At 39.1% G+C, this 23,682-nt stretch carries 18 protein-coding genes; 15 read left to right on the top strand and 3 right to left on the bottom strand.

From position 1 onward, the window contains the following. Positions 1-561 precede the first annotated feature (561 nt). The 6 genes from BT797_RS16345 (at position 562) to BT797_RS16320 (ending at position 9,859) form a co-directional block, all read left to right on the top strand. On the top strand, positions 562-2,139 hold the full coding sequence (locus BT797_RS16345) for an NAD(P)-binding domain-containing protein (RefSeq protein ID WP_075472803.1): 1,578 nt from the start codon (positions 562-564) through the stop codon (positions 2,137-2,139). A 51-nt stretch (positions 2,140-2,190) separates the two neighbouring features. After that, positions 2,191-3,213: a 2OG-Fe(II) oxygenase family protein gene (locus BT797_RS16340; RefSeq protein ID WP_045111040.1), complete on the top strand. Its 1,023-nt coding sequence runs from the start codon at positions 2,191-2,193 to the stop codon at positions 3,211-3,213. Positions 3,214-3,323: 110 nt separating this feature from the next. Then, positions 3,324-4,694, top strand: a complete 1,371-nt coding sequence (locus BT797_RS16335) for a tryptophanase (protein ID WP_075472801.1) — start codon at positions 3,324-3,326, stop codon at positions 4,692-4,694. A 53-nt stretch (positions 4,695-4,747) separates the two neighbouring features. Further along, positions 4,748-6,007 (top strand): flavin-containing monooxygenase, encoded by a 1,260-nt coding sequence (locus BT797_RS16330; RefSeq protein WP_045111042.1) that lies wholly within the window; start codon positions 4,748-4,750, stop codon positions 6,005-6,007. 113 nt (positions 6,008-6,120) lie between these two features. After that, entirely contained in the window at positions 6,121-8,814 is a 2,694-nt protein-coding gene (locus BT797_RS16325; RefSeq protein WP_075472799.1) for a non-ribosomal peptide synthetase, read from the top strand. 85 nt (positions 8,815-8,899) lie between these two features. After that, a complete protein-coding gene (locus BT797_RS16320; RefSeq protein ID WP_082287457.1) occupies positions 8,900-9,859 on the top strand; it encodes a sulfite exporter TauE/SafE family protein in 960 nt (319 codons plus the stop codon). Positions 9,860-9,889: 30 nt separating this feature from the next. Here the strand turns inward: BT797_RS16320 and BT797_RS16315 are convergent, their stop codons facing one another. Both BT797_RS16315 and BT797_RS16310 read right to left on the bottom strand, forming a co-directional pair. Next, positions 9,890-10,834: an ornithine cyclodeaminase family protein gene (locus BT797_RS16315; protein ID WP_045111045.1), complete on the bottom strand. Its 945-nt coding sequence runs from the start codon at positions 10,832-10,834 to the stop codon at positions 9,890-9,892. Positions 10,835-10,867: 33 nt separating this feature from the next. Continuing rightward, a complete protein-coding gene (locus tag BT797_RS16310; RefSeq protein ID WP_045112601.1) occupies positions 10,868-12,046 on the bottom strand; it encodes a DSD1 family PLP-dependent enzyme in 1,179 nt (392 codons plus the stop codon). A gap of 137 nt (positions 12,047-12,183) precedes the next feature. Between BT797_RS16310 and BT797_RS16305 the strand changes: the two genes are divergently transcribed. The 7 genes from BT797_RS16305 (at position 12,184) to BT797_RS16275 (ending at position 20,121) form a co-directional block, all read left to right on the top strand. Continuing rightward, the gene (locus tag BT797_RS16305; protein WP_045111046.1) at positions 12,184-13,098 is read left to right on the top strand and encodes a LysR family transcriptional regulator; all 915 of its coding nucleotides are present in this window, start codon (positions 12,184-12,186) and stop codon (positions 13,096-13,098) included. Between the two features lie 39 nt (positions 13,099-13,137). Continuing rightward, positions 13,138-14,118, top strand: a complete 981-nt coding sequence (locus BT797_RS16300; RefSeq protein WP_045111047.1) for a ribonuclease Z — start codon at positions 13,138-13,140, stop codon at positions 14,116-14,118. Between the two features lie 67 nt (positions 14,119-14,185). Further along, positions 14,186-14,332 carry a hypothetical protein gene (locus tag BT797_RS24700; RefSeq protein ID WP_244534209.1) on the top strand — a complete coding sequence of 49 codons (147 nt, stop codon included), beginning with the start codon at positions 14,186-14,188 and terminating at the stop codon, positions 14,330-14,332. A 401-nt stretch (positions 14,333-14,733) separates the two neighbouring features. Continuing rightward, positions 14,734-16,446, top strand: a complete 1,713-nt coding sequence (locus BT797_RS16290; RefSeq protein ID WP_045111048.1) for a dipeptide ABC transporter ATP-binding protein — start codon at positions 14,734-14,736, stop codon at positions 16,444-16,446. A gap of 81 nt (positions 16,447-16,527) precedes the next feature. Next, on the top strand, positions 16,528-18,078 hold the full coding sequence (locus BT797_RS16285) for an ABC transporter substrate-binding protein (protein ID WP_045111049.1): 1,551 nt from the start codon (positions 16,528-16,530) through the stop codon (positions 18,076-18,078). A 118-nt stretch (positions 18,079-18,196) separates the two neighbouring features. Then, positions 18,197-19,171 carry an ABC transporter permease gene (locus tag BT797_RS16280; RefSeq protein ID WP_045111050.1) on the top strand — a complete coding sequence of 325 codons (975 nt, stop codon included), beginning with the start codon at positions 18,197-18,199 and terminating at the stop codon, positions 19,169-19,171. Positions 19,172-19,176: 5 nt separating this feature from the next. Next, positions 19,177-20,121, top strand: coding sequence for an ABC transporter permease (locus BT797_RS16275; RefSeq protein WP_045111051.1), 945 nt, complete (start codon positions 19,177-19,179; stop codon positions 20,119-20,121). A gap of 317 nt (positions 20,122-20,438) precedes the next feature. Here the strand turns inward: BT797_RS16275 and BT797_RS16270 are convergent, their stop codons facing one another. Then, positions 20,439-20,912 carry an Hsp20 family protein gene (locus BT797_RS16270; RefSeq protein WP_075472797.1) on the bottom strand — a complete coding sequence of 158 codons (474 nt, stop codon included), beginning with the start codon at positions 20,910-20,912 and terminating at the stop codon, positions 20,439-20,441. An 877-nt stretch (positions 20,913-21,789) separates the two neighbouring features. Here BT797_RS16270 and BT797_RS16265 point away from each other — a divergent pair. Beyond that, complete coding sequence (locus BT797_RS16265; RefSeq protein ID WP_244893726.1) at positions 21,790-22,845, top strand: catalase family peroxidase; 1,056 nt, start codon at positions 21,790-21,792, stop codon at positions 22,843-22,845. Between the two features lie 5 nt (positions 22,846-22,850). After that, positions 22,851-23,387 (top strand): cytochrome b, encoded by a 537-nt coding sequence (locus BT797_RS16260; protein ID WP_045111053.1) that lies wholly within the window; start codon positions 22,851-22,853, stop codon positions 23,385-23,387. Positions 23,388-23,682: the final 295 nt, after the last annotated feature.

The raw sequence follows: 23,682 nt of genomic DNA, 5'->3' as shown, positions 1-23,682 counted from the left end.
ATTTCCCCTAGCAATGTAATGGCAGCATTCATTATGTCTTTCTCTCTCCCACCCTGAACTTTTCCAGTCACGCTATCAAAAACCATACAATAACCAACTACTAATTATGCCGCTTCGTCAACACTACCGAATGACAACATTTTGTCAACACTATCAATATAAAAATTTATTTAAATAATATTTATGAAATATATTTTTTGATAATTATTTATGAGCATTTAAAATGCGCAATAATTAAACCCAAGTGATCAACAAAGTAACAAGGTAATGTAAGACGTTGATTTAAAATCAATTTAATTAACCAACCTTTAAGTGTAAATAATAACAGGGACAAATCTAAATAGGACTAAGTTCAATTTAATTTAATAAAAATTTAAACTTGACTTTATTAATTCATAAGCACATTAATAAATAACGTAACAATTTTGAAATATATTCATGGCAAAATTAATTACGTAATAACTTATGACTAAGAGCATGTTTTTTATATTTATCAAAATTAGATGTGCTGATTAATTACTTTTCATCCCTTTTTGTGGGGCTATGTCTAAAAGGATTATTATGCAAACACAACAAAAAAATATATGTGTCATCGGTGCGGGTTGTTCTGGATTAGTTGCAATTAAAGAGTTACTCGATGAAGGACATCAAGTCACTTGCTTTGAAACGTTAGACAAACCTGGCGGCAACTTTTATTGCAGTGATAATGTAGAGATATCAGGTTCGTATGACTCAACGATGTTAACAATATCAAATTATATGATGGCTTACTCAAGCTACCCACCAGCGTTAAGTGAACAAAGAAAATTCTGGTCTGCGCGGGAATATCAAGAATACTTATTAGATTTCACTAAACATTTCAGCCTAGACCAACACATAACATATGAAAATGCCGTCAATAATGTTAAAAAATTAGATAACGGTAAGTTTCATGTTGACGTCAGATCTACACATGATGAAACGCAAGTATCATCATTCACTTTTGATGCTATTGCGGTATGTACAGGTAGCAGCCGCGTACCAAAATACATTGATATAAAAGGACTGGAAACGTTCAAAGGCGATGTTTACCACTCAGCATTTTATAAAAATTCTAAGCCATATACTGGCAGATCTGCCTTGTGCATAGGTATGGGCGAGACAGGTGTTGATGTAGCAAGTGAAATAGCGGGCGTCGCAGGTAAATGCATGCTTTCTCTACGTCAACGTCAACCTTCTGTAGAGCGTTTTCCTTTAGCTAAAGAGCACCCAAGTGACGCTTACACCTCGCATTTCCTATACGCGATGCCAGTATCCGCAGGTAACGCCAGAATGAAATTACAGTTCAAGGCGATGAAGAAATTTGGTAAAGAAGAAAAAACCAGAGCATTCGCCGATTGGAACTTAAAAGCGGGCAACTACTTTAATTACTTTAACCTAAAAAGTGACGTCTTTGTCGATAGGATCGTCGACAACAAAATGGCAGTGAATACCTCAGGTATTGATTACTTAGGTGAGGACTATGTCGCTTTTAACGATGGTCATAAAGAAAGCATTGATATGATAATGTTAAATACTGGTTATACAGATAAGTTCGATTTTCTCGAAGATATAAAATTACCAGACATGAGACAACTTTATAAACATATGATCCATCCCGATTTAGGCTGTGATATCGTCTTTATCGGTTGGGCTAGACCAGCCGTAGGTGGTGTACCAGCCTGCTCTGAAATGCAAAGCCGCTATTTTGCTTTACTTTGCAGCGGTAAAAAACAACTACCAGAAATGCACAAACTTAAACAGCTCATCGCACAACAAGCATTTTATGAAGACGAAGTGTATTTTAAAAACCGTAATGTACGCTCACTTGTTCACTACACTGGCTACATGGCTGATTTTTCTAAAGTCATTGGATGCTCACCTTGGCGCTTATCCACCTTCTTAAATCCAATCTTAACCTATCGGTTATGGGTTGGTTCGCAAATGCCATCGTTTTATCGATTATATGGCCCACACAGTAATTATGATAAAGCAAAGAAAAGCATTTTTAATGTCCCCATTGCTTTTAACCTCATCGAAGCTGCTGTGCTTACCACTTATACCTTATTAACCAGAGGGTTGGCGACATTAGGCATCATAAAAGCAGACCCTAAATATTAATCATCTTTATTAATCACCTTCAGTAATCGCAATATTCAGGAGAAGTATACTATGAGAACGTCGACAATTAACAAACAAAAATCAACCGCAATCACAGAACCCGATTTTGGGATCTTGGATTTTAATCAACTAAATTGGAGCAAAGAAGCCAGCCTTCCCGATCAGGTTAGTATTTTTGATCTACAGGAACTTCGTGCCGGTAAAGGGTTAACATCTCTAAAATCAGCATTAGAAAATAACCTCCCTTTTTATATCAAAAACTTTGGTATTCCAGAAAGTGAAGTTGAATCAGTATTTAATATAACGCGTCATTTCTTTAATCAACCAGAGAAAGAAAAAGCAAAAATGGCTCACCCAGAGTTGCCTCTAATTTTACGCGGCTACTCAGCTTACGGTGCAGGCGCATACGAAAACTCTCTCAATGGCGGTAAAGCCATTAACCAATACACCAAATATGCTTGGGGCCCAATTAAAAATGTCGCTCCCAATACTGAATTCTCAGATGCCTATGAAAAAATGCAGCTCAAATTATCCGAAATTTCCGATCAAGTACTTGATTGCATCGGTGAAGCACTTGATTTGAAGTCTCATGACCAATGGCAAAACTTATTCCAAGGTGAAGATACAGTATTGCATTGCCAATGTTACTACCCTGAAAAACCGCTCGGTAAAGCCCGAATGGTGACACATGCGGATGCATCTTCGGTAACCTTACTAACACAGCTCCCTTCTGAAAATGGTCACGTGGGATTAAAGGTTGAATCTGGTGATGGCTATATTGGAGTTCCAGCTATTCGCGGCACGATCGTGATCATGGTCGGAGAAACAATGAACTCGCTCAGTAATGGGCGAATCAAACCCGTTATGCATGCCGTGACAGGTCCTACCGAAAACATTGAAACGAGCGAACGTAGCTCTATGCCTTTCTTTGCGAACCCACGTGATGCATTCAAAATGAAACCGCCACCACAATCAACGCATAGCAAATTTTACAATGCTGATAATGAAACGACCTTTAGACAATATTCTGACAATATTGCAGCTGCTTACGCCAAAACGGAGAAAGCGGGTTAAATACTAAACCTTGATAAGTAGCAATTAAGATTCTGAAAGTATGCGCTTGGCGCTTGTAGTCTTCAGATTTATTTTAAATTACAAAACTCAATCTGTAGGGGGCCACACCTATGAAAACAATTATTGAACCGTTTCGCATTAAAAGTGTTGAGCGTTTAAAAATGACAACTGAAGCACAACGCAAGCGCTTATTAAAAGACGCTCATTATAATGTGGTGCTATTAAACTCAGACGATGTATTAATTGATTTATTAACCGACTCAGGTACTACAGCAATGAGCTCTGAGCAATGGGCTGGCTTACACCTTGGTGATGAAAGTTATGTTCGTTCCCCTTCTTATTATAAATTTGTCGCTGCAGTACAAAAGTATATGCCGTTTAAACATGTCCTGCCAACGCATCAAGGTCGACCAGCGGAACGTATTTTAGCCTGTGTCGTATCTCAAAATGGCAGTATAATTCCCAACAATTCACACTTCGATACAACTCGTGAAAATTTCTCTCAGGCCAATGCCGTGCCTATTGATTTAGTCATTGGTGAAGCTAAAGATCCTGCTAGCCCACACCCTTTTAAAGGCAACATGGATATTTCCAAGTTGGCTTCGCTACTCGAAACATCACAACAAGATATTCCCTTAGTCATGCTCACTATCACCAATAATGCAGTCGGAGGCCAACCCGTGTCTATGGCTAACATTCGTCAAACCAGCGAATTATGCAAATCCTATGATATTCCACTATTTTTTGATGCCTGTCGATTTGCCGAAAATGCCTATTTAATAAAATGTAATGAAGAAGAATACAAAAATATCAGTATCAAAAACATTGTTGTAGAGATGTTTTCTTACGCTGATGGTATGACCATGAGTGCCAAAAAGGATGCGCTAGTCAATACCGGTGGCTGGTTAGCGCTCAACGATGACCAATGGGCAGCAAAGGCAATGGACCAATTACTCTTAACCGAAGGTTTTGTCACTTACGGAGGATTAGCTGGGCGAGACTTGCATGCAATGGCAATTGGCATTGAAGAAGGTATCGATGAAGATTACTTAAAATATAGAATTAACAGTGTCAAATATTTAGGCGATGCGCTCAATAAAATAGGTATTCCTGTTTTACAACCCTTTGGCGGCCATGCCATATATATTGATGTCCAAGCGATGTTCCCGAATATCCCTGAATCAGCTTATCCAGGACAAGTACTTAACAGGGCGCTTTACGAAGAAGCTGGTATTCGAGCTTGTGAAATTAGCTCAGTCAAACTCGATAGCAGTGCCAAAACTAAAAATAACTCAGAAAAGATAATCGTTAGACTCGCTATCCCAAGACGCGTTTACACACAGAGTCACCTCGATTACATCGCCGAAGCATTTGACAACATCAATCAAAATAAAGCAAAAATACAAGGGCTAAGCATGACACATGATGCTCACCCTTTACGCCAATATGCAGCTCAATTCGAGCCGTTAATAACTCAATGAGAGCCACATTAACTTGTGTCATCAACTAAACATATTTAAACAAGGATCACAAAATGAAAACTTTCTATGACGTAGTTATTATCGGCGCAGGACAAGCTGGGCTTTCTGTTAGTTACTACTTAACGCAGCAAAAAATAAACCACCTTATTATTGAAAAAGACGATGTACTCGCTTCTTCTTGGAGAAACCGTAAGTGGGATTCTTTTACCCTCGTAACCCCTAACAGCATGAACCAACTGCCTGACTTTCCTTGTGCTCAATTTAGCGATGATGCGTTCTTAAATAAAGAACAGGTATGCCAATACATCGAGGATTTTGCAGCTTCATTTAGCGCCCCTGTCAAGTTTGGTATAACAGCGACAAAGGTATTTAAAAATGATGAGGGTATCTTTGAAGTAATCACAGATAACGATACGCTATTGTGTAAAAAAGTGGTCATCGCAACCAGTACCTTTAACCAACCAAGTATTCCAAGTGTCGCCTCAAATATACCAAACTCAATCTTGCAGCTACACTCAAGCAATTACAAAAATCCGCAATCATTACCAGAAGGCAGCGTATTAGTGGTCGGCACCGCGCAATCAGGAGCTCAGATAACACAAGAGCTGATCGAATATGGACATAAGGTCTTCTGTACTACCAGTAAAGTCCCTAAATCTCAGCGTCGATATCGTGGTAAAGATATTTCACAGTGGGCACGGTTGATTGGACTGTTAGATAAAAAAAGTGCCTCACTTAAAGAGATGAATGGACGTTTTCCAGCAAGTCCACAAATTACAGGCAAGAATGGCGGTAGTACTATTCACTTATCCGCGCTAATGAATCAAGGCCTTATTCTTCTCGGTCGGCTAACCGAGGTATCAAACGGAAAGTTAATATTCTCTGATACCGTAGCTGAAAATATGCAATTTAACGAAGCTGCATACGCCGATTGGAAAGATAAGATTGACCAATATATTTTAGACACAAAGATAGATGCTCCGGAGTCTGACTATATTGAACCACCAAGGGCAGATCATGCCAACGCTCCCACTTCTCTACAGATCAAAGAAGAAAACATTAACACAATAATCTGGGCGACAGGCTATCGATTTGATTATAGCTGGATCAATGAAAATGTTTTTGATGAATACGGTTATCCCGATACCAACCGCGGAATTACCACTTGTGACGGACTCTGTTTTGTTGGCTTAAACAACATAGACCTGAATAAAACAGGCCTGCTATACGGTGCGGGAGAACACGCCAAGTATATTGCAGAGCACATTATAACGGCACTTGAAATTCAATCATTAGCAGTACAATTAAACTAATCACTCAAACTAGCCTTTTCAGTTAATCATAAAGAGTTGATAACGTATTAAAAGTCTTACTTACTACTCGTTGCAGCCGTCAGTGGTAAGTAAGATCGAACCAGGAGCTGTCTATGTCTATTCAAGAGTACCTAATCGCAGGTGAAAGCAAGAATGATTCTTTTAGCAATTTACATCATGCTGAAGTCCCGTATCCAAACAACAAAACGATCTATCAAGTGTTTCAAGAACAAGTAGAAAAAACGCCTTACAATATCGCGGTTACATTTGAAGGACAGGTGATCACATATATAGAACTGAACATACGTTCAAACCAATTAGCCCGTCACATACGTAAAGAATACTTCGCCGCAAAAGGAGATAAACTAGAACCTGATACCCTCATTGCTATATTTTTAGATAAAAGCGTCGATATGCTTGTTGCTATACTCGCAATAATGAAAGCAGGTGCCGTTTATGTGCCTATCAATATAAACGATCCTGAACAACGCATCAGCTATCTGTTAAATGATACCCAATGCGAATTAATACTCACGCACTCAACACAGGCTGATAAGCTAACCAACGCCTTACTCAATGATATTGATACACTAAAAAAAGAGTTTCCGCACCTTATCACTTTAGATTCAGCTCATCACCAAAATGAAAGTATTCAGGATTTACCGCTTTATAATAAGTCTACTGACTTGGCTTATATAATCTATACCTCTGGTACGACGGGTAAACCCAAAGGAGTCATGATTGAGCATCACAGCGTCATTAATTTAGCATGTTCTCGAAAAAATGATTTTAATATCGATGAGAGCAGTGTTATTTTACAATTCTCGCCAATCACATTTGATGCTTCGGTATGTGAAATTTTTAGTGCATTACTGCACGGTGCAAGACTCGTAATGGTCACTGACGACGTAAAACGAGACCCAGTTTTACTCACCAATAGCTTACATTCCGAACGCGTTTCAGTGGCAACCATCTTACCTTCATTATTGGCTCAAATATCATTAACGGATTGCCCTGAATTACCTTATTTAAAAACACTGATTGTAGCGGGTGAACCCTGCACCAAAGATGTCATGCTGATATGGAGTAAGGGTCGACAGTTGATCAATGCTTACGGTCCAAGTGAATCGACAGTATGTGCAACAGTGCATCATTTTAAATCAGGTGACTTACCATCAACCATTGGGGGGGCAATACAAAATACCTCGGTTTATATTCTTGACGAAAACTTATCGCCAGTAGACAAAGGCGTTACCGGTGAGTTGTATATTTCAGGTGTCGGCCTCGCGCGTGGTTATTTAAATAAAGTTCAACTAACCAACGAGCGCTTTATCCCCGATCCATTTAATCCTTCAAACACAAGCAGAACCCACAGTAAGCTGTATAAAACCGGCGATCTCGTTCGCTACTTAGAGAACGGTAATATAGAATATATTGGCCGTAACGATTTTCAGGTCAAGATCCGTGGACACCGTATCGAGCTTGGTGAACTGGAAAATACACTGTTAAGCTACCCTGATATCAAACAAGTCTGCGTACTGGCTAAAAACAGAATGGCTAATCAATCGGACTCAGCTAAAGATAATAGCGCGTCAAAATATCTGGTTGTGTACTATGTCGCTAACCAAGAACTTGATATTGATAAATGTATTAATTTTTTATCTCAGAGTTTACCCGAATACATGGTACCCAACTACTTTGTATGGCAAAAAGCATTTCCACTCACCAATAATGGTAAGGTAGATCGCAACCTCTTACCCGATCCAGAATCTCGACAAGAAAAGCAGGATTGCATAACGCCTCATACAAACGTTGAGTCCTCATTACTTAATATCTGGCAGTCGGTGTTAGGGTTTGAACAAATCAGTACTCACGATGATTTTTTCAAGATCGGTGGTAACTCACTACTTGCCATCACACTCGCCGTAAAAATCAATACCACTCTGAATTTAAAAATAAACGTGTCGCTGTTACTGGTCTATAGAACCATTGCAGACCAAGCTTCATTTTTGCTCGAAACCAATAGTCATAATCTTGAGTTCAAACCAATCGCGACCTTTCAGTCAAATGGTTTGAAACCACCACTCTTTTTCATTCACCCGAGTATGACGGGATCGGAGTTATATAAAGGCATGGTGAACGAATTTGACCAAGACCAGCCCTTTTATGGCGTGGAGTCATACAACTTTAACCACTTAGAAGCACCTGAAACTGATTTACGTTCGTTAGCCAAACGGTATGTCGACTATATAAAAGTCGTTCAACCTCATGGTCCTTATTTCCTTGGTGGTTATTCATTGGGCGGGAATATCTCTTATGAAATAGCCCACCAGCTAATCAATATGGGCGAAACAGTTGAAGGGGTCTATTTAGTTGATTCTGTGTTACCCGCATCAGACGCTAAAAAAGAAGGTGTCACCTATAAAGATGCGAAAAACTTCCTTGAATATTTTGAATTTAAAGATACTGACAATAAACGTTTATTAGAACTGGCTAAAATAGAAATGGGGTTATTATTTAGCTATTACCCAACGACAAAACTTCCCGTAAAGTTGGTGTTAATTAAAGCCACAAACTTATTTTCACCCTTAGATGATTTAGATAAAGATCACATCGCAAATCATTTTTTCCAAGTAGATAAAGCATATAGTGGCTGGGATAAATTCGCCAGAGAGGTGAATCAATACAAAATTGATGCTGACCACGAAACTATTGTCGAGCCTCAACACCTTGCAAGAGTTGCAAGTATCATTCAAAAAGAAATCAACCTACCAGAAAGCATTGAAATGCTCTGTCTTTGGTCATAGCCCCAAATTAAGCGCGAGCTGTCCACAGATCAGTGTGGCATCCTCTTCACACTATTTATATTGCAAATTTATATAAGGTTTAACGATGAAAGTTATTGCCGATAACCAACTAAAACTCATTGAGATTAATCGTTCAATGATTTATTGGATACCGCTATTATTATTCTGGTTAATCTGGATATTATTGCTTGGTAATCAAAGTATAGTGTTGGTATTTCAAGATTACTGGCAAAGTAGTATTACCATGATTGCAGGATCTTTTGTGGCAGGTGCAACACCGCTTGGTGGTGGGGCTGTCGCTTTCCCTGTGTTTACAAAATTAATGCAGGTAAGTAGCAGTGACGCGAGTTTCTTTAGCTTGTTAATTCAATCAGTAGGGATGACATTCGCGTCACTCTTTTTTATTAGCCGAAATACCATGATTAACTGGAAAGTAATTCGATACGCTTGTATCGGGAGTTTTGTCTCATTACCGCTCAGTTTAATATTTATTTCGTTAGAGAATATAACTGCACGCTTTATTTTTTCTGAATTTATCGTTTTTTGTGCATTCATCATTTTGTGGAAAAAACAAAATCCGTATTTGGAAAAAATGAAATCACTTTACTGGGCCGTTTTGTTTGGGTTTCTAGGAGGATTACTCACTGCAAAAATCGGTTCGGGCTGTGATGCTATATTATATTTTTATTTGGTTTTTATTTGTCAACATTGTGCTAAAGACAGTATACCGACAACAGTTTGTTTTATGGCAATTAACTCAGTTTATGCCAGTATTTGGCTTCTTTTAACCAGTACACCAAATGAATTTGTCGTCGGAAGTTGGTGGGCATCAGCGCCAATAGTGTCAATAGGAGCACCACTAGGCGCTTATGTACTATCAAAATTAAAAACATCACAGACAGTTATCATGATCATAACTATCATAAGTATTGAAGTTATCTCTAGTCTATTACTTGCCCCATTTTCATTAATGAACAAACTGACTATTGTACTCACCATTATGACATTATTAATGTATACAGTTTGGCAAAAAAAATACCTATAAACATGCCCTACTTCAACACGTTAATATAGATTAACATGAAATCACATGACCGGCCTCAGTTGCGGCAGTAAGTAAATGCTGACCTATAAACAAATCCTGTACCGCAATACCGGAACTATCAAAAATAGTAATATCAGTATTATTGACACGCCCTTTTGTACGTCCAGATAAGACATCACCAATCATGGTTAATTGATTTGCCCCCATTTCTTTATTCCCGTGCTGAAATTCACCAATAACTACCGACTGTGACGAAAAATCACAATATAAACCAGCGTTATCAAACAAGGCCGGAGGTAATTCTTGTTTACCTTTTGTATCGACTCCCATTGCCGAGATATGCGTACCCGCTTGCACCCATTCTGCAGAAAATAGAGCTTCACGCGCAGTCGTCGCTGTAATGATAATATCCGCGGCGCGACAAGCTTCTTCAGCCCCTGTTACTTGAGCATCAATGCCTACACCCATTAGTTTCTCAACCATGCCTTGTGCTTTATCATTATTACGGCCAACCACAAGCACAATACGAATATCACGAACACGGCAAACTGCAACACATTCATAAAACGCCTGATGACCAGTGCCAAAAATAGCGACACAACTCGCGTCTTCACGCGCTAATACCGATACGGCAACCGCATCTGCTGCCGACGTACGGTAAGCATTAACAGTACTTCCTTCTATCACGGCATCTAGTCGCCCAGTCTCTTGATCTAATAAAAAGATCGTAGACGCATGGCATGGTATGTTTTTCTCAATATTACCCGGCCAATAACTCCCTACTTTCCAACCCACTAGTTCTGCTGTGTTAGCCGATTTAAGTGAAAAAATAGTATTTTCAGCATCCCCTTCTGCAATCACAACAGGGAATAATTTAGCTTGTTCACTTGCCGCAATAAATGCAGCAGAGACCGCATTGAATGCCAGCTCATGACTAATTAATTGACTCGACAATACTTCACTTATATATTTCATATTCTTTTATCTTCCTTTATATGATTAGTATTACTACCAACCCTGAATTCTAGCCCAGTAATCAAGTTCAACCTGCTCTGTGTCTGCTACATAATAACCCGCATGCATGGCTGCGGTGGCGCAAGCATGATTGGGTAAAATACGTAACTGTGTGCCTACCGCTATATCGGGTAACTTTCTGCTATCATTAGCACCATCAATATCGTTACCAATCGCAACAATAATGCCATGCTCCTGATTAGCTCCAATGACTTGTAAACCGGGTATAATATTACCTTCACTATCACACACTAATCCATAACCACAATCCTGTCGTTGCGACTGCGTCCCCCGGTCTTGTGACAATGACATCCAACCCGCATCGATAAATAGCCAGTTTTTCTCTTCGTTATGACCAATCACAGTGGTAACAACAGATAACGCGATATCACTTGGCTTACAAACACCAATGCCAGACATGACTAAATCAAAAAAGGTATATACGCCCGCTCTTACTTCTGTCACACCATCCAAGTTCTCGGTAAAATGAGCAGTAGGTGTCGAACCAACACTCACCACAGGACAAGAAAATCCGCTTTCAATTAGCTGAGTGGCAGCAATCACCGCAGCATGACGCTCACCTTCAGCAGCAGCTACTAATGCTTCTTTAGTAATGCAATCATAAGATTCTCCCGCATGTGTCAGGACTCCACGCAACTCAGCACCACCTTGATGAAGGATCCTTGCGATCTCAACTAAGCGTGTATCATCAGGTTGGATACCACCTCGATGACCATCACAATCAATTTCCAATAATGTCGGGATCTTGATGTTGTGCGTCTGGCAAAATGCACTTACCGATTTTGCTTGCGCAACACTATCAAGTAAAATACTAATATTGATGCCTTTATTAAGCAGTACTTGAATACGGGACAGTTTTTGCGGGGAGATACCGACAGCATAAATTAGATCGGTATAGCCCGCGTCTGCAAATACTTCCGCTTCTTTAACGGTCGAAACAGTGGCTGGTGAATCAAAACCCTCGAGTATATGCTTCGCACCCGCAATAGATTTAATCGTTTTCAAATGCGGTCTTAAGATCACATTATGCGGAGCTAATTTAGCTCTTAAAAAAGCAACATTGGTATCAAACTTAGCTTTGTCGATCAGCAAAAAAGGCGTGTCTATCTTTGCTAAGCTTGTTGTGATTGACGTAGACTCTCCAGTTGACATCGTTTTTATAATTGACACGGTAATCGCTCCTTACACTCACTTTATTCAGTTATCTGCTTGGTAATGCATATATTGTGATATATCGAGATTTAGAATAATATTAACGATTACTAACTATCATATTAGGTTTGAACTTAATGCTTACCAGTGAAGACTTGCGTTTTTTCTATACCATATCGACTCAACCCTCTTTAACTGCGGCTGCACGTAAGCTTAATGTGACGCCGCCGACAGTGACTCAACGCCTACAAGCAATTGAATCTAAAGTGAGTGTTAAGCTGGTACAACGCCAAGCACGTGGCATAAGCCTGACCGAAGAAGGTTATTTACTGCAAAATAAAGCCCGATTCATTCTCGCAGAAATGGACCAACTACAAACGTTAATGACTAATAAAAAAAACCTAGTCAGTGGGACGCTAAAAGTATTAGCACCATTAGGGTTTGGTAATGATTACATAGCCCCCTTGGTTGGTGAGTTTCAGCAACAACATCCAAACCTCACCGTCGAATTAGAACTTTCGGACAAGCCAAGTTGGGCTGAAAGCCATAAATGGGACATTATCATTTATATTGGAGAACTGAGGGACTCAACATTAAAGCTGGCTACCCTTGCACCGAATCAACGTTTTCTGTGTGCTTCTCCTGATTATCTAAAGCGCCATGGTTCACCAGAGTCACCACGGAAGTTAAAAAATCATACTTGTATTGCGTTACGAGAAAACAGTGAAGATGTGACGTTATGGCGTTTCACCCATACTAATAGCGAAAAACAGGAATCGATACGTATTACACCAACCTTTACCAGTAATGAAGGCAGTGTTATAAAAAACTGGGCGATAGCAGGTCATGGGATCATTATGCGATCCGAATGGGATGTACAACCTGAATTAAATAATGGTGCATTAGTACGGTTGCTACCAGACTACAGCTTACCGAGTGCTGATATTGTGGCCTTGTTAGGTACCGATTCCCGTTCTCGTTCAGCCAGAACATCACATTTTTTACAATTACTAAAAGAACGTTTTGCACAGCAACCTTGGTTAAAAAAGTAATCATTTTAAATCTCGATAACAACACAAAAGTAGAGCATCATGGAAATCGTATTTTTAGGTACATCGGCAGGTACGCCGAGCAAAACCCGTAATGTATCGGGCCTAGCTATTCATCGGGTTAATTCCAAACTGTGGTGCTTAGTTGATTGTGGCGAAGGAACTCAGCATCAATTACTGCATACAAAACTATCTTTAACGCAATTACAGGCGATCTTTATTACCCACATCCATGGTGATCATTGCTATGGTCTGCCTGGACTATTAGCCAGTGCAGCAATGCAAGGCAGAACCGAACCACTTTGGATTATTGGGCCATCAAAGATTAAAACCTTTATCGAACTGATGAAAACTACGGTGCACCTCAATTTAAACTATGAATTAAAATATAAGTGTATTGATGAACCAAATAATACACTCGATGACTTAGCCATTGAATTTGATGTAGAAACAATTGAACTGTCACATCGCGTATCTTCTTTTGCTTATAGTTTCAGTGAAAACAGATTAAGCAATAAGTTAAATGTTAAGAAGTTAGAACAAGATAAGATCACTCGCGGGACACTTTGGGGCGAACTACAACAAGGGTTAGATGTACAACTCGATAATGGTCGTATTATTTGCGCACAAGACTATTTATTACCGATTCAAAAACCACGTAAAATTATCATTTCTGGTGATAACGATGATCCATCACTGCTCACTCAAGTAGCCAAGTCCGCCAACGTATTAGTGCATGAAGCAACATATACTCAAGATATTGCCATCAAAGTAGGTTCGGGACCACAGCACAGTTACGCTAAACTTGTAGCACAGTTTGCGAATAATGTCGGACTTGATAACTTAGTGTTAACCCACTTTAGCCCACGTTATCAAAACGCAATAAACAGCAGTCCTTCTATCTTTGATATCGAAAATGAAGCACGTACTGAATATAGTAAAAATCTATTTCTAGCCAACGATTTTGACCACTTTATATTAAACAAACAAGGTGCGTTAGCTAAGACTGTTGGCAAGAAATAATTACAGATTCTTGCTCTCTTTATTTTATATCGTGCCACACTAACGGCGCGGTAATCGACGGGATCGTATGGGGATTACGCAAGCCAAAGCGACCTCTCCGAATCATTGTCATATCGACAGTTATTACTACATTACTGAATTAGTTATTCGTGGTACAGGTTGGGCGTTAGTACCAAAGCATGTTGCTAATATACATTGTATAAAGGTGCAATAACTGAGCTATCAACTAAACATATTACCGACCCCCTGTTAATTGAAATCGGCATTGTTAAACGTCGAGATCAAGCCAGTGGTCCGGTCATAAATTGGATTTTTCAAGCATTAAGTAAGGGTGTTACCAAATAGTTAATATATTACTTTTTGGTTAATTTTACGTAGAAAGTCTATAATCCTGTGCTTAAGTTTTTTTTAAAAATCTAAATAAACTATAGATAACCTGCCTTTTAGTGCACAAAACTTACATGATCTAGATTTTTATGCCTTTTTTGTTGCTTTATCGCAGTTTTTTTGTCAGATTAATACCCACGTAACATATCAGTGACATGTACTGCTGATAATGAATGGAATCAATTTTTCAGACTGGATGGGGAATCATCGAGTTATAAGGGTCTGGTAATGTCTTTATTAGAAGTAAAAAATCTTCGCATCGAATATCCATCGAGACATGGTGTGCACGCAGCTGTGAAATCATTGTCTTTTTCTATCGAACGCGGTGAAATTGTTGGTGTGGTAGGTGAATCAGGCGCAGGTAAGTCAACTGTGGGTAATGCAGTTATTGATTTACTAAGTCCACCGGGTGTTATTGCTAACGGTGAAGTATATCTTGAAGGTGAAAAAATATCAGGTTTAACACCTGAAGAGATGCGTAAAGTACGTGGCTCAAAAATTGGTTTTATTTTCCAAGATCCAATGACATCACTAAATCCACTTTTTACTATCGAACGTCAAATTACAGAAACTATTCTAGCCAATCTTGATGTAAGCAAAGAAGAAGCTTTCTCTCGGGCACTTACCTTAATGGAACAAGTGGGTATTCCTGAGCCTGAATTACGAATTAAACAATACCCGCATCAATTTTCAGGCGGTATGAGACAACGTGTGGTTATCGCTATCGCATTGTCTTGTGAACCAGATTTAATCATTGCCGATGAACCAACAACCGCACTTGATGTTTCAATTCAAGACCAAATTCTAACGTTGATCCGTGAATTGTGTATCAAGAAAAATGTAGGCTGCATGCTCGTTACTCATGACATGGGCGTAGTATCAAATGTAACAGATAAAATCGCCGTGATGTACCGTGGTGATCTTGTTGAATTTGGTCCAACGAAGCAAGTACTTAGCGATCCTGAGCATGAATATACTCGTAGCCTTATTTCTGCAGTACCTCGCTCTGATATCAAGTTAGATCGTTTTCCACTGGTAAGCTATATCGAAGAAGCCGAAGAAATGAAGCAAATCGATATTAAAAACCACTGGTTAGGCCAAAGTCAGGATCAACGTGAATACACAGGGCCATTGCTGACTGTGAATGATGTCAGTCTTCGCTTTGTGACTAAAGATTCATTCTTTGAAAGCAAACGTGAATACGTACAAGCATCGAACAAAGTAAACTTCCATATTAATGAAGGTGAAACCTTTGGCCTAGTCGGTGAGTCAGGTTCAGGTAAATCAACGATTGCACGTGTTATTGCCGGTCTTTATGCACCGAATGAAGGTAACATCACGTTTGAAGGCATTGATTTAACCGCATTAAAATCTGAAAAAGAACGTCGCCCCATTCGTCGTCAAATGCAAATGGTGTTCCAAAATCCATATACGTCGATGAATCCGAGAATGAAGGTTTTTGACATTATTTCAGAACCAATTCGTTTCCACAAATTGGCATCATCTGAAACTGAAGTTCGTCAAATCGTACATGATCTACTGGATCACGTAGGACTAGGTAGAATGGCAGGGGTTAAATATCCACATGAATTCTCTGGCGGTCAACGTCAACGTATTTCAATTGCTCGTGCACTAGCAACACGTCCACGTTTATTAATTTGTGATGAACCAACATCAGCACTTGATGTATCCGTTCAAGCACAAATTCTTAATTTACTTAAAGATTTACAAGACGAACTCAATCTAACTATGTTATTCATTAGTCATGATTTACCGGTTATTCGTCAAGTAAGTGACCGTGTTGGCGTAATGCAAAAAGGGAAGCTGCTTGAAGTGGCACCGACAGAAGAGCTATTCACCAACCCACAACATGAATACAGCCAGCACCTTGTTTCGTTAATGCCTGAATTTAAAGGCTTACGTGACAAACTAGCAAGCTAAACGAAAAAATAACCGTTACATAACAACAAAAATAAACACAACACATCGGGAGTCACGTCCCAGCATGAAGGAGTTATGCAAATGAAAACCTTAAAGACCAAACTCGCCATTGCCCTAATGGCAGCAGGCCTAAGCGTTAGCGCAGCAGCAGCAGATATTACAGTTGCTTATGATGCAGATCCTGTATCGCTTGACCCACATGAGCAACTATCTGGTGGTACATTACAGATGTCGCACATGCTGTTTGATCCGCTGGTTCGTTTTACCAAAGATTTCGATTTTGAAGGCCGTATCGCTGAAAAATGGGAACGTGTAAATGATACAACTTTCCGTTTTCACCTACGTAAAGGCGTAAAATTCCACTCTGGTAACCAACTAACTGCTGATGACGTTGTATGGACATTCGACCGTCTAAAATTATCAGTTGATTTCAAAAACGTTTTCTCTCCATACGAAAAAATGACCAAGATTGATGACTACACAGTAGAAATCATCTCTTCAGAACCGTACCCACTTGTACTACAGACTGCAACTTATATCTTCCCAATGGATAAGAAGTTCTACTCTGGTAAAGAAAACGGTAAAGACAAATCTGCAATCGTTAAACACGGTAGCTCTTATGCGTCAACACACGTATCTGGTACAGGCCCTTTCACTATTACTTCACGTGAGCAAGGTGTAAAAGTTGTATTCGAGCGTTTTGACGGATACTGGGATAAGAAATCTCCAGGTAACGTTGACAAGTTAACGCTTGTACCAATTAAAGAAGATGCAACACGTGTTGCAGCACTTCTTTCTGGCGACGTTGATATGATTTACCCTGTGTCACCAAATGATCAGCGCCGTGTGAAAAGCGCGAAAGATATCGATCTAGTAACCGTATCTGGTACACGTATCATCACGTTCCAAATGAACCAAAGCAGCAACCCTGCGCTTAAAGATGTGCGCGTACGCCAAGCTATCGTAAATGCAATCAATAACGAAGCGATTGTGAAGAAGATCATGAAAGGCTTCGGCACCACAGCAGGCCAACAAGGTCCAGCAGGTTATGCAGGCTATGACGCTGATCTAGTGCCACGTTATGACTTGAAAAAAGCCAAACAATTAATGAAAGATGCAGGTTATGAAAATGGCTTTAAACTTTCAATGATTGCACCAAATAACCGTTATGTTAATGATGCTAAGATCGCGCAAGCAACAGCGTCAATGCTATCTAAAATCGGCATTAAAGTTGATCTAAAAACAATGCCAAAAGCACAGTACTGGCCTGAGTTTGATCTTTGTGCGGCTGACATGATGCTGATCGGCTGGCATTCAGATACTGAAGATTCTGCAAACTTCTCTGAATTCTTAACAATGACACGTGATGAAAAAACAGGTCGTGGTGCTTATAACTGTGGTCACTACTCAAACGCTGAAGTTGATAAACTAGTAAACAGTGCAAACGCTGAAACAGACACTGCAAAACGTGGTGTTATGCTACAACGTGTTGAAAACATCTTGTATGACGAAGCTGCTTTCGTGCCACTACATTGGCAAGATCTTGCTTGGGGTGCAAAATCGACTCTACAAGTTGCTCCAATTGTAAACGCGCTAAACTTCCCGTACTTCGGTGACCTAGTCGTTAAATAACTAAGTACACCTTTACTATGCGGTGTTTTTATCAAAAATCTGATAAAAACACCGATTATTTTTACAAAAAATATAGCGATAAATGCTATAAATTTAATAATACTTTGGGAGACAAGGAATGTTCACATTTCTGATCAAACGCCTGTTTCAAGCCTTGATAGTAATGTTCGTGATCAGTTTGGTAGCATTTTCCATTCAAGATAATCTAGGCGATCCATTACGTGAATTAGTTGGTCAATCTGTATCTGAAGCAGAACGACAAACACTTCGTGATGAGCTAGGTCTTAATGATCCTTACATAACTAAATATAGCCGTTTTCTTGTTAATGCAGTACAAGGTGACCTCGGCACTTCATATTTCTTTAAACGACCTGCAGCAGAAGTTATCTTAGATAAACTTCAAGCAACACTTGAATTAGTGTTTGGCGCAGCATTAATTATCGTTTTTGTGTCAATTCCTTTAGGAGTTTACTCAGCTATTCATCCCAAAAGTACACTTACTAAAATAATTATGGCTGTAAGTAGCATTGGTATCTCTGTACCTGTATTTCTTACTGCTATTATACTGATGTACATCTTCTCCATCGAACTTGGCTGGCTACCCTCTTACGGACGTGGTGAAACGGTTAATATCATGGGTTGGGAAACAGGTTTCCTTACTAAAGATGGTTTATTGCATTTAATCTTACCAAGTCTTTCACTTGCTTCTATTATGCTTCCACTTTTCATCCGCTTGGTTCGTTCAGAAATGCTAGAAGCATTAAGCTCGGAATACATCAAGTTTGCAAAAGCAAAAGGCTTATCATTAAACAAAATTTATTACCTACATGCGCTTAAAAATACCATGTTGCCAGTTATCACGGTTGGTGGTGTACAAATCGGTACTATGATTGCCTACACAATTTTGACCGAAACGGTATTTCAGTGGCCAGGAACAGGTTTTCTATTCTTAGAAGCGATTAACCGTGTAGATACACCTTTAATTACTGCTTATGTCATCTTCGTTGGTTTAATTTTTGTGGTAACGAATACCCTAGTTGACCTGTTATATGGGGTAATTAACCCTACCGTGAACATTACAGGTAAAGGATAATCGGTATGAACACAATAACTTCATCTCATGTTCCGACTCGCTGGGAACGCTTTAAAAACTCAGATCTTATTTATTATTTCTTAAGAGATAAGGTCGCTATGTTCAGCTTTGCGATCTTCTTAACTTTCTTGATCGCAGCGATAGCGGCACCATTAATTGCACCAACAGACCCTTATGATATTACCAGTATTGATATCATGGATTCAGAGTTACCACCGTCTTGGTTAGAAGACGGTGACGAACGTTTCCTATTAGGTACAGATGATCAAGGCCGTGATATTTTCTCAACCATGCTTTATGGTTCGCGTTTATCACTGACCATTGGTTTCTTAGCCGTTGCTGTACAATTGGTCTTAGGTATTGTTATTGGTCTGTCTGCTGGTTACTTCGGTGGCCGTATTGATAGCTTCCTTATGCGCTTTGCTGACGTACAGTTGTCATTCTCAACCATGATGGTGGCGATCATTGTTTCGGCTATCTTTAAAGCCAGCTTTGGTGCTGAGTTCTTTAGCCAATATGCCGTCGTCATGCTCGTGGTGATCATTGGTGTGGCTGAATGGCCTCAGTATGCACGTACTATTCGAGCATCGGTATTGGCCGAGAAGCAAAAAGAATACGTTGAAGCAGCGCAAGTGATGGGCTTAAAATCAATGCGCATTATGTTTAGACACATTCTGCCAAACTGCTTGTCCCCTATCCTAGTGATCTCAACGGTACAGATTGCCAATGCTATTATGTCAGAAGCAGCACTGTCATTCTTAGGCTTAGGTTTACCGGTTGATCAACCTTCATTAGGTGCGTTAATCAGTACAGGCTTTAAGTATATTTTCTCTGGCGCTTGGTGGATCACAGCCTTCCCAGGTGTATTACTGGTAACACTTGTACTTGTAATCAACCTACTTGGTGACTGGTTACGTGATGCATTTAACCCGAAGATTTATAAAGGTTAAGCAAATAAGCGTCATTGTTTATATGTAAGTAAATAATAGTAATAAAAAGCACTGTTCGTGAATACGTTCAGTGCTTTTTTTATATAATGAAAACAACATTCCACAGTATTGCGAACGGTTATTCTTATCTTTCTGTCAGGACAAAGTCGCGTTAGATAACTTCCTAAAGAAAAAATTTGGCTAGTAGCGTGACGGCGTCACGCTACTAGCCAATACATGTTTTTGATGGGTATATGTTCGCTAAATTTCACGTAGCGAACATATGCTTTACGAAACATCTTAGATAAACAGGGCTGCTTAGCTGCCCTTATACTAAATCAAACGGCCTTTTTAGTTTTATCATTAATAAGTTCGACCTCCTGATTGATGGCTATTTTCTTAGGCTTAATCGCTTCTGGTATCTCTTTAACCAGATTTATCGTTAATAACCCATGATTAAGGCTCGCACTGGTTACTTCTACATTTTCGGTAAGATTAAACTTACGTTTAAACATCCGATTAGCAATACCTTGATAAAGGAATTTGTGTTTATCTTTATCATTATCGTCTGTGTATCCTTTATCTCCAGAAACAGTAAGGACACCTTTTGCTACATTAATATCTAGTTCATGCTCAGAAAATCCTGCGACAGCTATAGTAATTGAATATTTATCTTCGCCGTGAATTTCAATGTTATAAGGTGGATAATTTGGTACTTTGTTATCGTCACCTAATAGACTACTAAATAAAGGAACAAATCTGTCAAAGCCAATAGTGCTGCGATAAATCGGAGTTAAATCGATAGTATTCATAATATATCCTCCAAAGAAGCAATATAAAATAAACCAGGGTGTTGAAAGAGAGACTTTCAGTGAAACATTATTCCTTTCAATGAAACGCTCTTCTTAGGAATTATTTTATATAATAAACCGATCTTTTTTCAAATATTTATTTATAGAATTTTTTTATAAGTAAATAATCATATGGAATATCTCATTAGGATGTTTGATGGTCGGCAACTACGCGCCTGAAATAATGATTGGAGGGAGGTTAGCTCGCTAGATTTCACGTAGCGAACCATTTTATCTGTGCTTAATCTTAAACGAGCGTCATGCGCAGTGGAACGGAAGTAGAGAATGAAGTGCTCTAAACCATATTTGGACAAAAGTGGCTTAGAGCTGTTGTACTAACCGATGTAATACACATTAGATTTTGTAGGGGGCGTGATTCCATTCACTCCCACTAAACATGACATTTTAAACTTGCCTTAACATGTTCGGGTTATAAAATAGATATTACCTAGTAATATCTATTTTAACTAGCTACGCATCTAGAATAATTTTTGGTGGGAGTTAGTTCGCTAGATTTCACATAGAGAACCATTTTTACAGCCTAATCTTACATAGCATGCGTTATGCGCTGTGGTTAGGTATTTAGATTAGTCTTCAATTGAGGACTACTTGTAGATTAAGCATACTTCCGAGATCCGAATATGGTCTATTTGTATTGTGATTCTTTTGTGATGCTTTTGTGATGAATGGTATTTTAAAATAGAGCAAAATATGCATGTAAGAAATTGAGTTGTTAGCGACCTAAATACCTGATAATTATTTTCTATTCTCCGATTAATCGAAGGTTTCCCGAACGTTTTTATTAAAAATAAAAATGTATAACATAAGGTATTAAAAATTGAATAACTCTAAACAGATTTACCAGGTAAGTTCGCTCGCTGTTCGTAGAATATTACTAGCTTCTATCATGGTATTATTCACTACTGCAATACTGTATTTTTTAGGTGTCTTTAATCAGTCCACTGTAACAGCTCAGCAGTTTGTTAATTTACAAGAGGGCGAAGCACCAAACCCTGGGTTTCGTCGAGCACATGCAAAAGGTATTTGCATTGCAGGTACATTTGAATCAAACGGCTCACTTGATCGTTATTCTCTTGCAAAAGTGTTTGATGAAGGTTCAACCCCATTTTTAGGGCGATTTTCTATTGGCGGAAATAACCCTACAGCTCCTGATTTAAAGTCGCCAGTTCGCAGCATGGCGTTCACTCTACTAAGTACAGATAATCAAGAATGGCGAGTAGCGATGAACACGCCTCCGGTCATGGCCGTTGCGACACCCGAAGCATTCTTTGAGCAATTACAAGCGTTAACATCTCCTCCAGCTATAAAACCGAGTAAACTTAAAGCGTTCTTTGCATCGCATCCAGAAAGCAAAGCGTTTAATGAATGGGCGTCTACCTATGTACCAACAAACAGTTTTTCAACGGAACTTTATCATAGCATTAATGCTTTTTATCTTGTCGATGATGCAGGTAATAAACAAGCTACACGCTGGGTTGCTGTTCCGCAGTTGGCAAGTGATATGCCATTGCTTAATACTAATTCACCCAATGCATTACAAGAGCAATTGACTGCATTGTTAAAAAAAGGAACGGTAAATTTCTCTCTGATTTTTACTCTTGCGGATGATTTAGATGATGAAAATAATCCGACAATACCTTGGCCTCATCAACGTAAACAGATCAATGCCGGCACGTTAGTAATAACCAGTTCGGAAGCTCAAAATACTGGGTTATGTGCACAAAAGAACTTTGATCCGCTGGTGTTACCCGAGGGTATAGAAGCAACGGAAGATCCAATATTACGAGCAAGAAGTTCTGCTTATTCAGAATCTTACCGTCGAAGAGCTAGAGAAACATTACTCGGTACAAAACCAACATCGGTACAGGAATAAATGGCATGACAAAAAATACAAGTTATTCTAGACGTTCTAGACTATTGCATTGGGCTATGGCATTAATAATAATATCAATGATCTTCTTAGGCTTATCAATGGTGAAAAGCTTAGCTATATGGCAAATAGAGGCTATTTCACTTCATAAATCGTTCGGTGTTTTAGCATTTACATTGGTGATTATTAGGTTAATAAACAGAGCGTCATCAACAAGTCCTGCATTGCCAAGTTACTTGCCAAAATGGCAAGTATTTATGGCTCATGCCACACACGTAGGACTGTATGGTGCAATGCTTTTGATGCCTATTTCAGGTTGGTTAATGCAAAATGCAGGCGGACGGAGTGTGCGTTTATTTGATTTGTTAACATTACCACAGCTAATTGAGACAGATATTTATGCATATAGCTTATTTAGAGAAATACATGGTTTTTTCTCCTTAGTGTTTTTAGCTATGATATTTATGCATATTGGTGCAGCGCTCTATCACGGATTAATAAAGCAAGATGGTGTGATGTCGTCAATGACATCAGGTGAAAAATAAACGAAAGTTGGTTCTCTCGCAACTATTATTACAAATGTAGATGAGTCACACTCCAGATATGATTCCTAGATTATCTGAGTTTGCGACAGAACCTAAAATCGTCTCTGAGCGGCTGTTTAACATAAAGACTCTAATGCGCAATATCAAATGTAGGTCCCCGATAGAAATGTCAGGTTTGTCACCGTTAGAAATGTCATGTTGAACTATCTTCAGAGCATCAATTCGACGCTCTGGATCTACATGATGTTACTCACTATGACTGATATTGAAATATGCAGAATTAACACCATCAAAA

It is taken from the genome of Moritella viscosa (assembly GCF_900120065.1).
GTDB classification, from domain to species: Bacteria; Pseudomonadota; Gammaproteobacteria; order Enterobacterales; family Moritellaceae; genus Moritella; species Moritella viscosa.
The sequence above is the reverse complement of the archived record's forward strand: the minus strand, read 5'-3'. Positions and strand labels throughout refer to the sequence as shown.

Coding starts and splice junctions, on each gene's coding strand:
- BT797_RS16345 (WP_075472803.1), top strand. CDS start 562: ATGCAAACACAACAAAAAAATATATGTGTCATCGGTGCGGGTTGTTCT.
- BT797_RS16340 (WP_045111040.1), top strand. CDS start 2,191: ATGAGAACGTCGACAATTAACAAACAAAAATCAACCGCAATCACAGAA.
- BT797_RS16335 (WP_075472801.1), top strand. CDS start 3,324: ATGAAAACAATTATTGAACCGTTTCGCATTAAAAGTGTTGAGCGTTTA.
- BT797_RS16330 (WP_045111042.1), top strand. CDS start 4,748: ATGAAAACTTTCTATGACGTAGTTATTATCGGCGCAGGACAAGCTGGG.
- BT797_RS16325 (WP_075472799.1), top strand. CDS start 6,121: ATGTCTATTCAAGAGTACCTAATCGCAGGTGAAAGCAAGAATGATTCT.
- BT797_RS16320 (WP_082287457.1), top strand. CDS start 8,900: ATGAAAGTTATTGCCGATAACCAACTAAAACTCATTGAGATTAATCGT.
- BT797_RS16315 (WP_045111045.1), bottom strand. CDS start 10,834: ATGAAATATATAAGTGAAGTATTGTCGAGTCAATTAATTAGTCATGAG.
- BT797_RS16310 (WP_045112601.1), bottom strand. CDS start 12,046: ATGTCAACTGGAGAGTCTACGTCAATCACAACAAGCTTAGCAAAGATA.
- BT797_RS16305 (WP_045111046.1), top strand. CDS start 12,184: ATGCTTACCAGTGAAGACTTGCGTTTTTTCTATACCATATCGACTCAA.
- BT797_RS16300 (WP_045111047.1), top strand. CDS start 13,138: ATGGAAATCGTATTTTTAGGTACATCGGCAGGTACGCCGAGCAAAACC.
- BT797_RS24700 (WP_244534209.1), top strand. CDS start 14,186: ATGGGGATTACGCAAGCCAAAGCGACCTCTCCGAATCATTGTCATATC.
- BT797_RS16290 (WP_045111048.1), top strand. CDS start 14,734: ATGTCTTTATTAGAAGTAAAAAATCTTCGCATCGAATATCCATCGAGA.
- BT797_RS16285 (WP_045111049.1), top strand. CDS start 16,528: ATGAAAACCTTAAAGACCAAACTCGCCATTGCCCTAATGGCAGCAGGC.
- BT797_RS16280 (WP_045111050.1), top strand. CDS start 18,197: ATGTTCACATTTCTGATCAAACGCCTGTTTCAAGCCTTGATAGTAATG.
- BT797_RS16275 (WP_045111051.1), top strand. CDS start 19,177: ATGAACACAATAACTTCATCTCATGTTCCGACTCGCTGGGAACGCTTT.
- BT797_RS16270 (WP_075472797.1), bottom strand. CDS start 20,912: ATGAATACTATCGATTTAACTCCGATTTATCGCAGCACTATTGGCTTT.
- BT797_RS16260 (WP_045111053.1), top strand. CDS start 22,851: ATGACAAAAAATACAAGTTATTCTAGACGTTCTAGACTATTGCATTGG.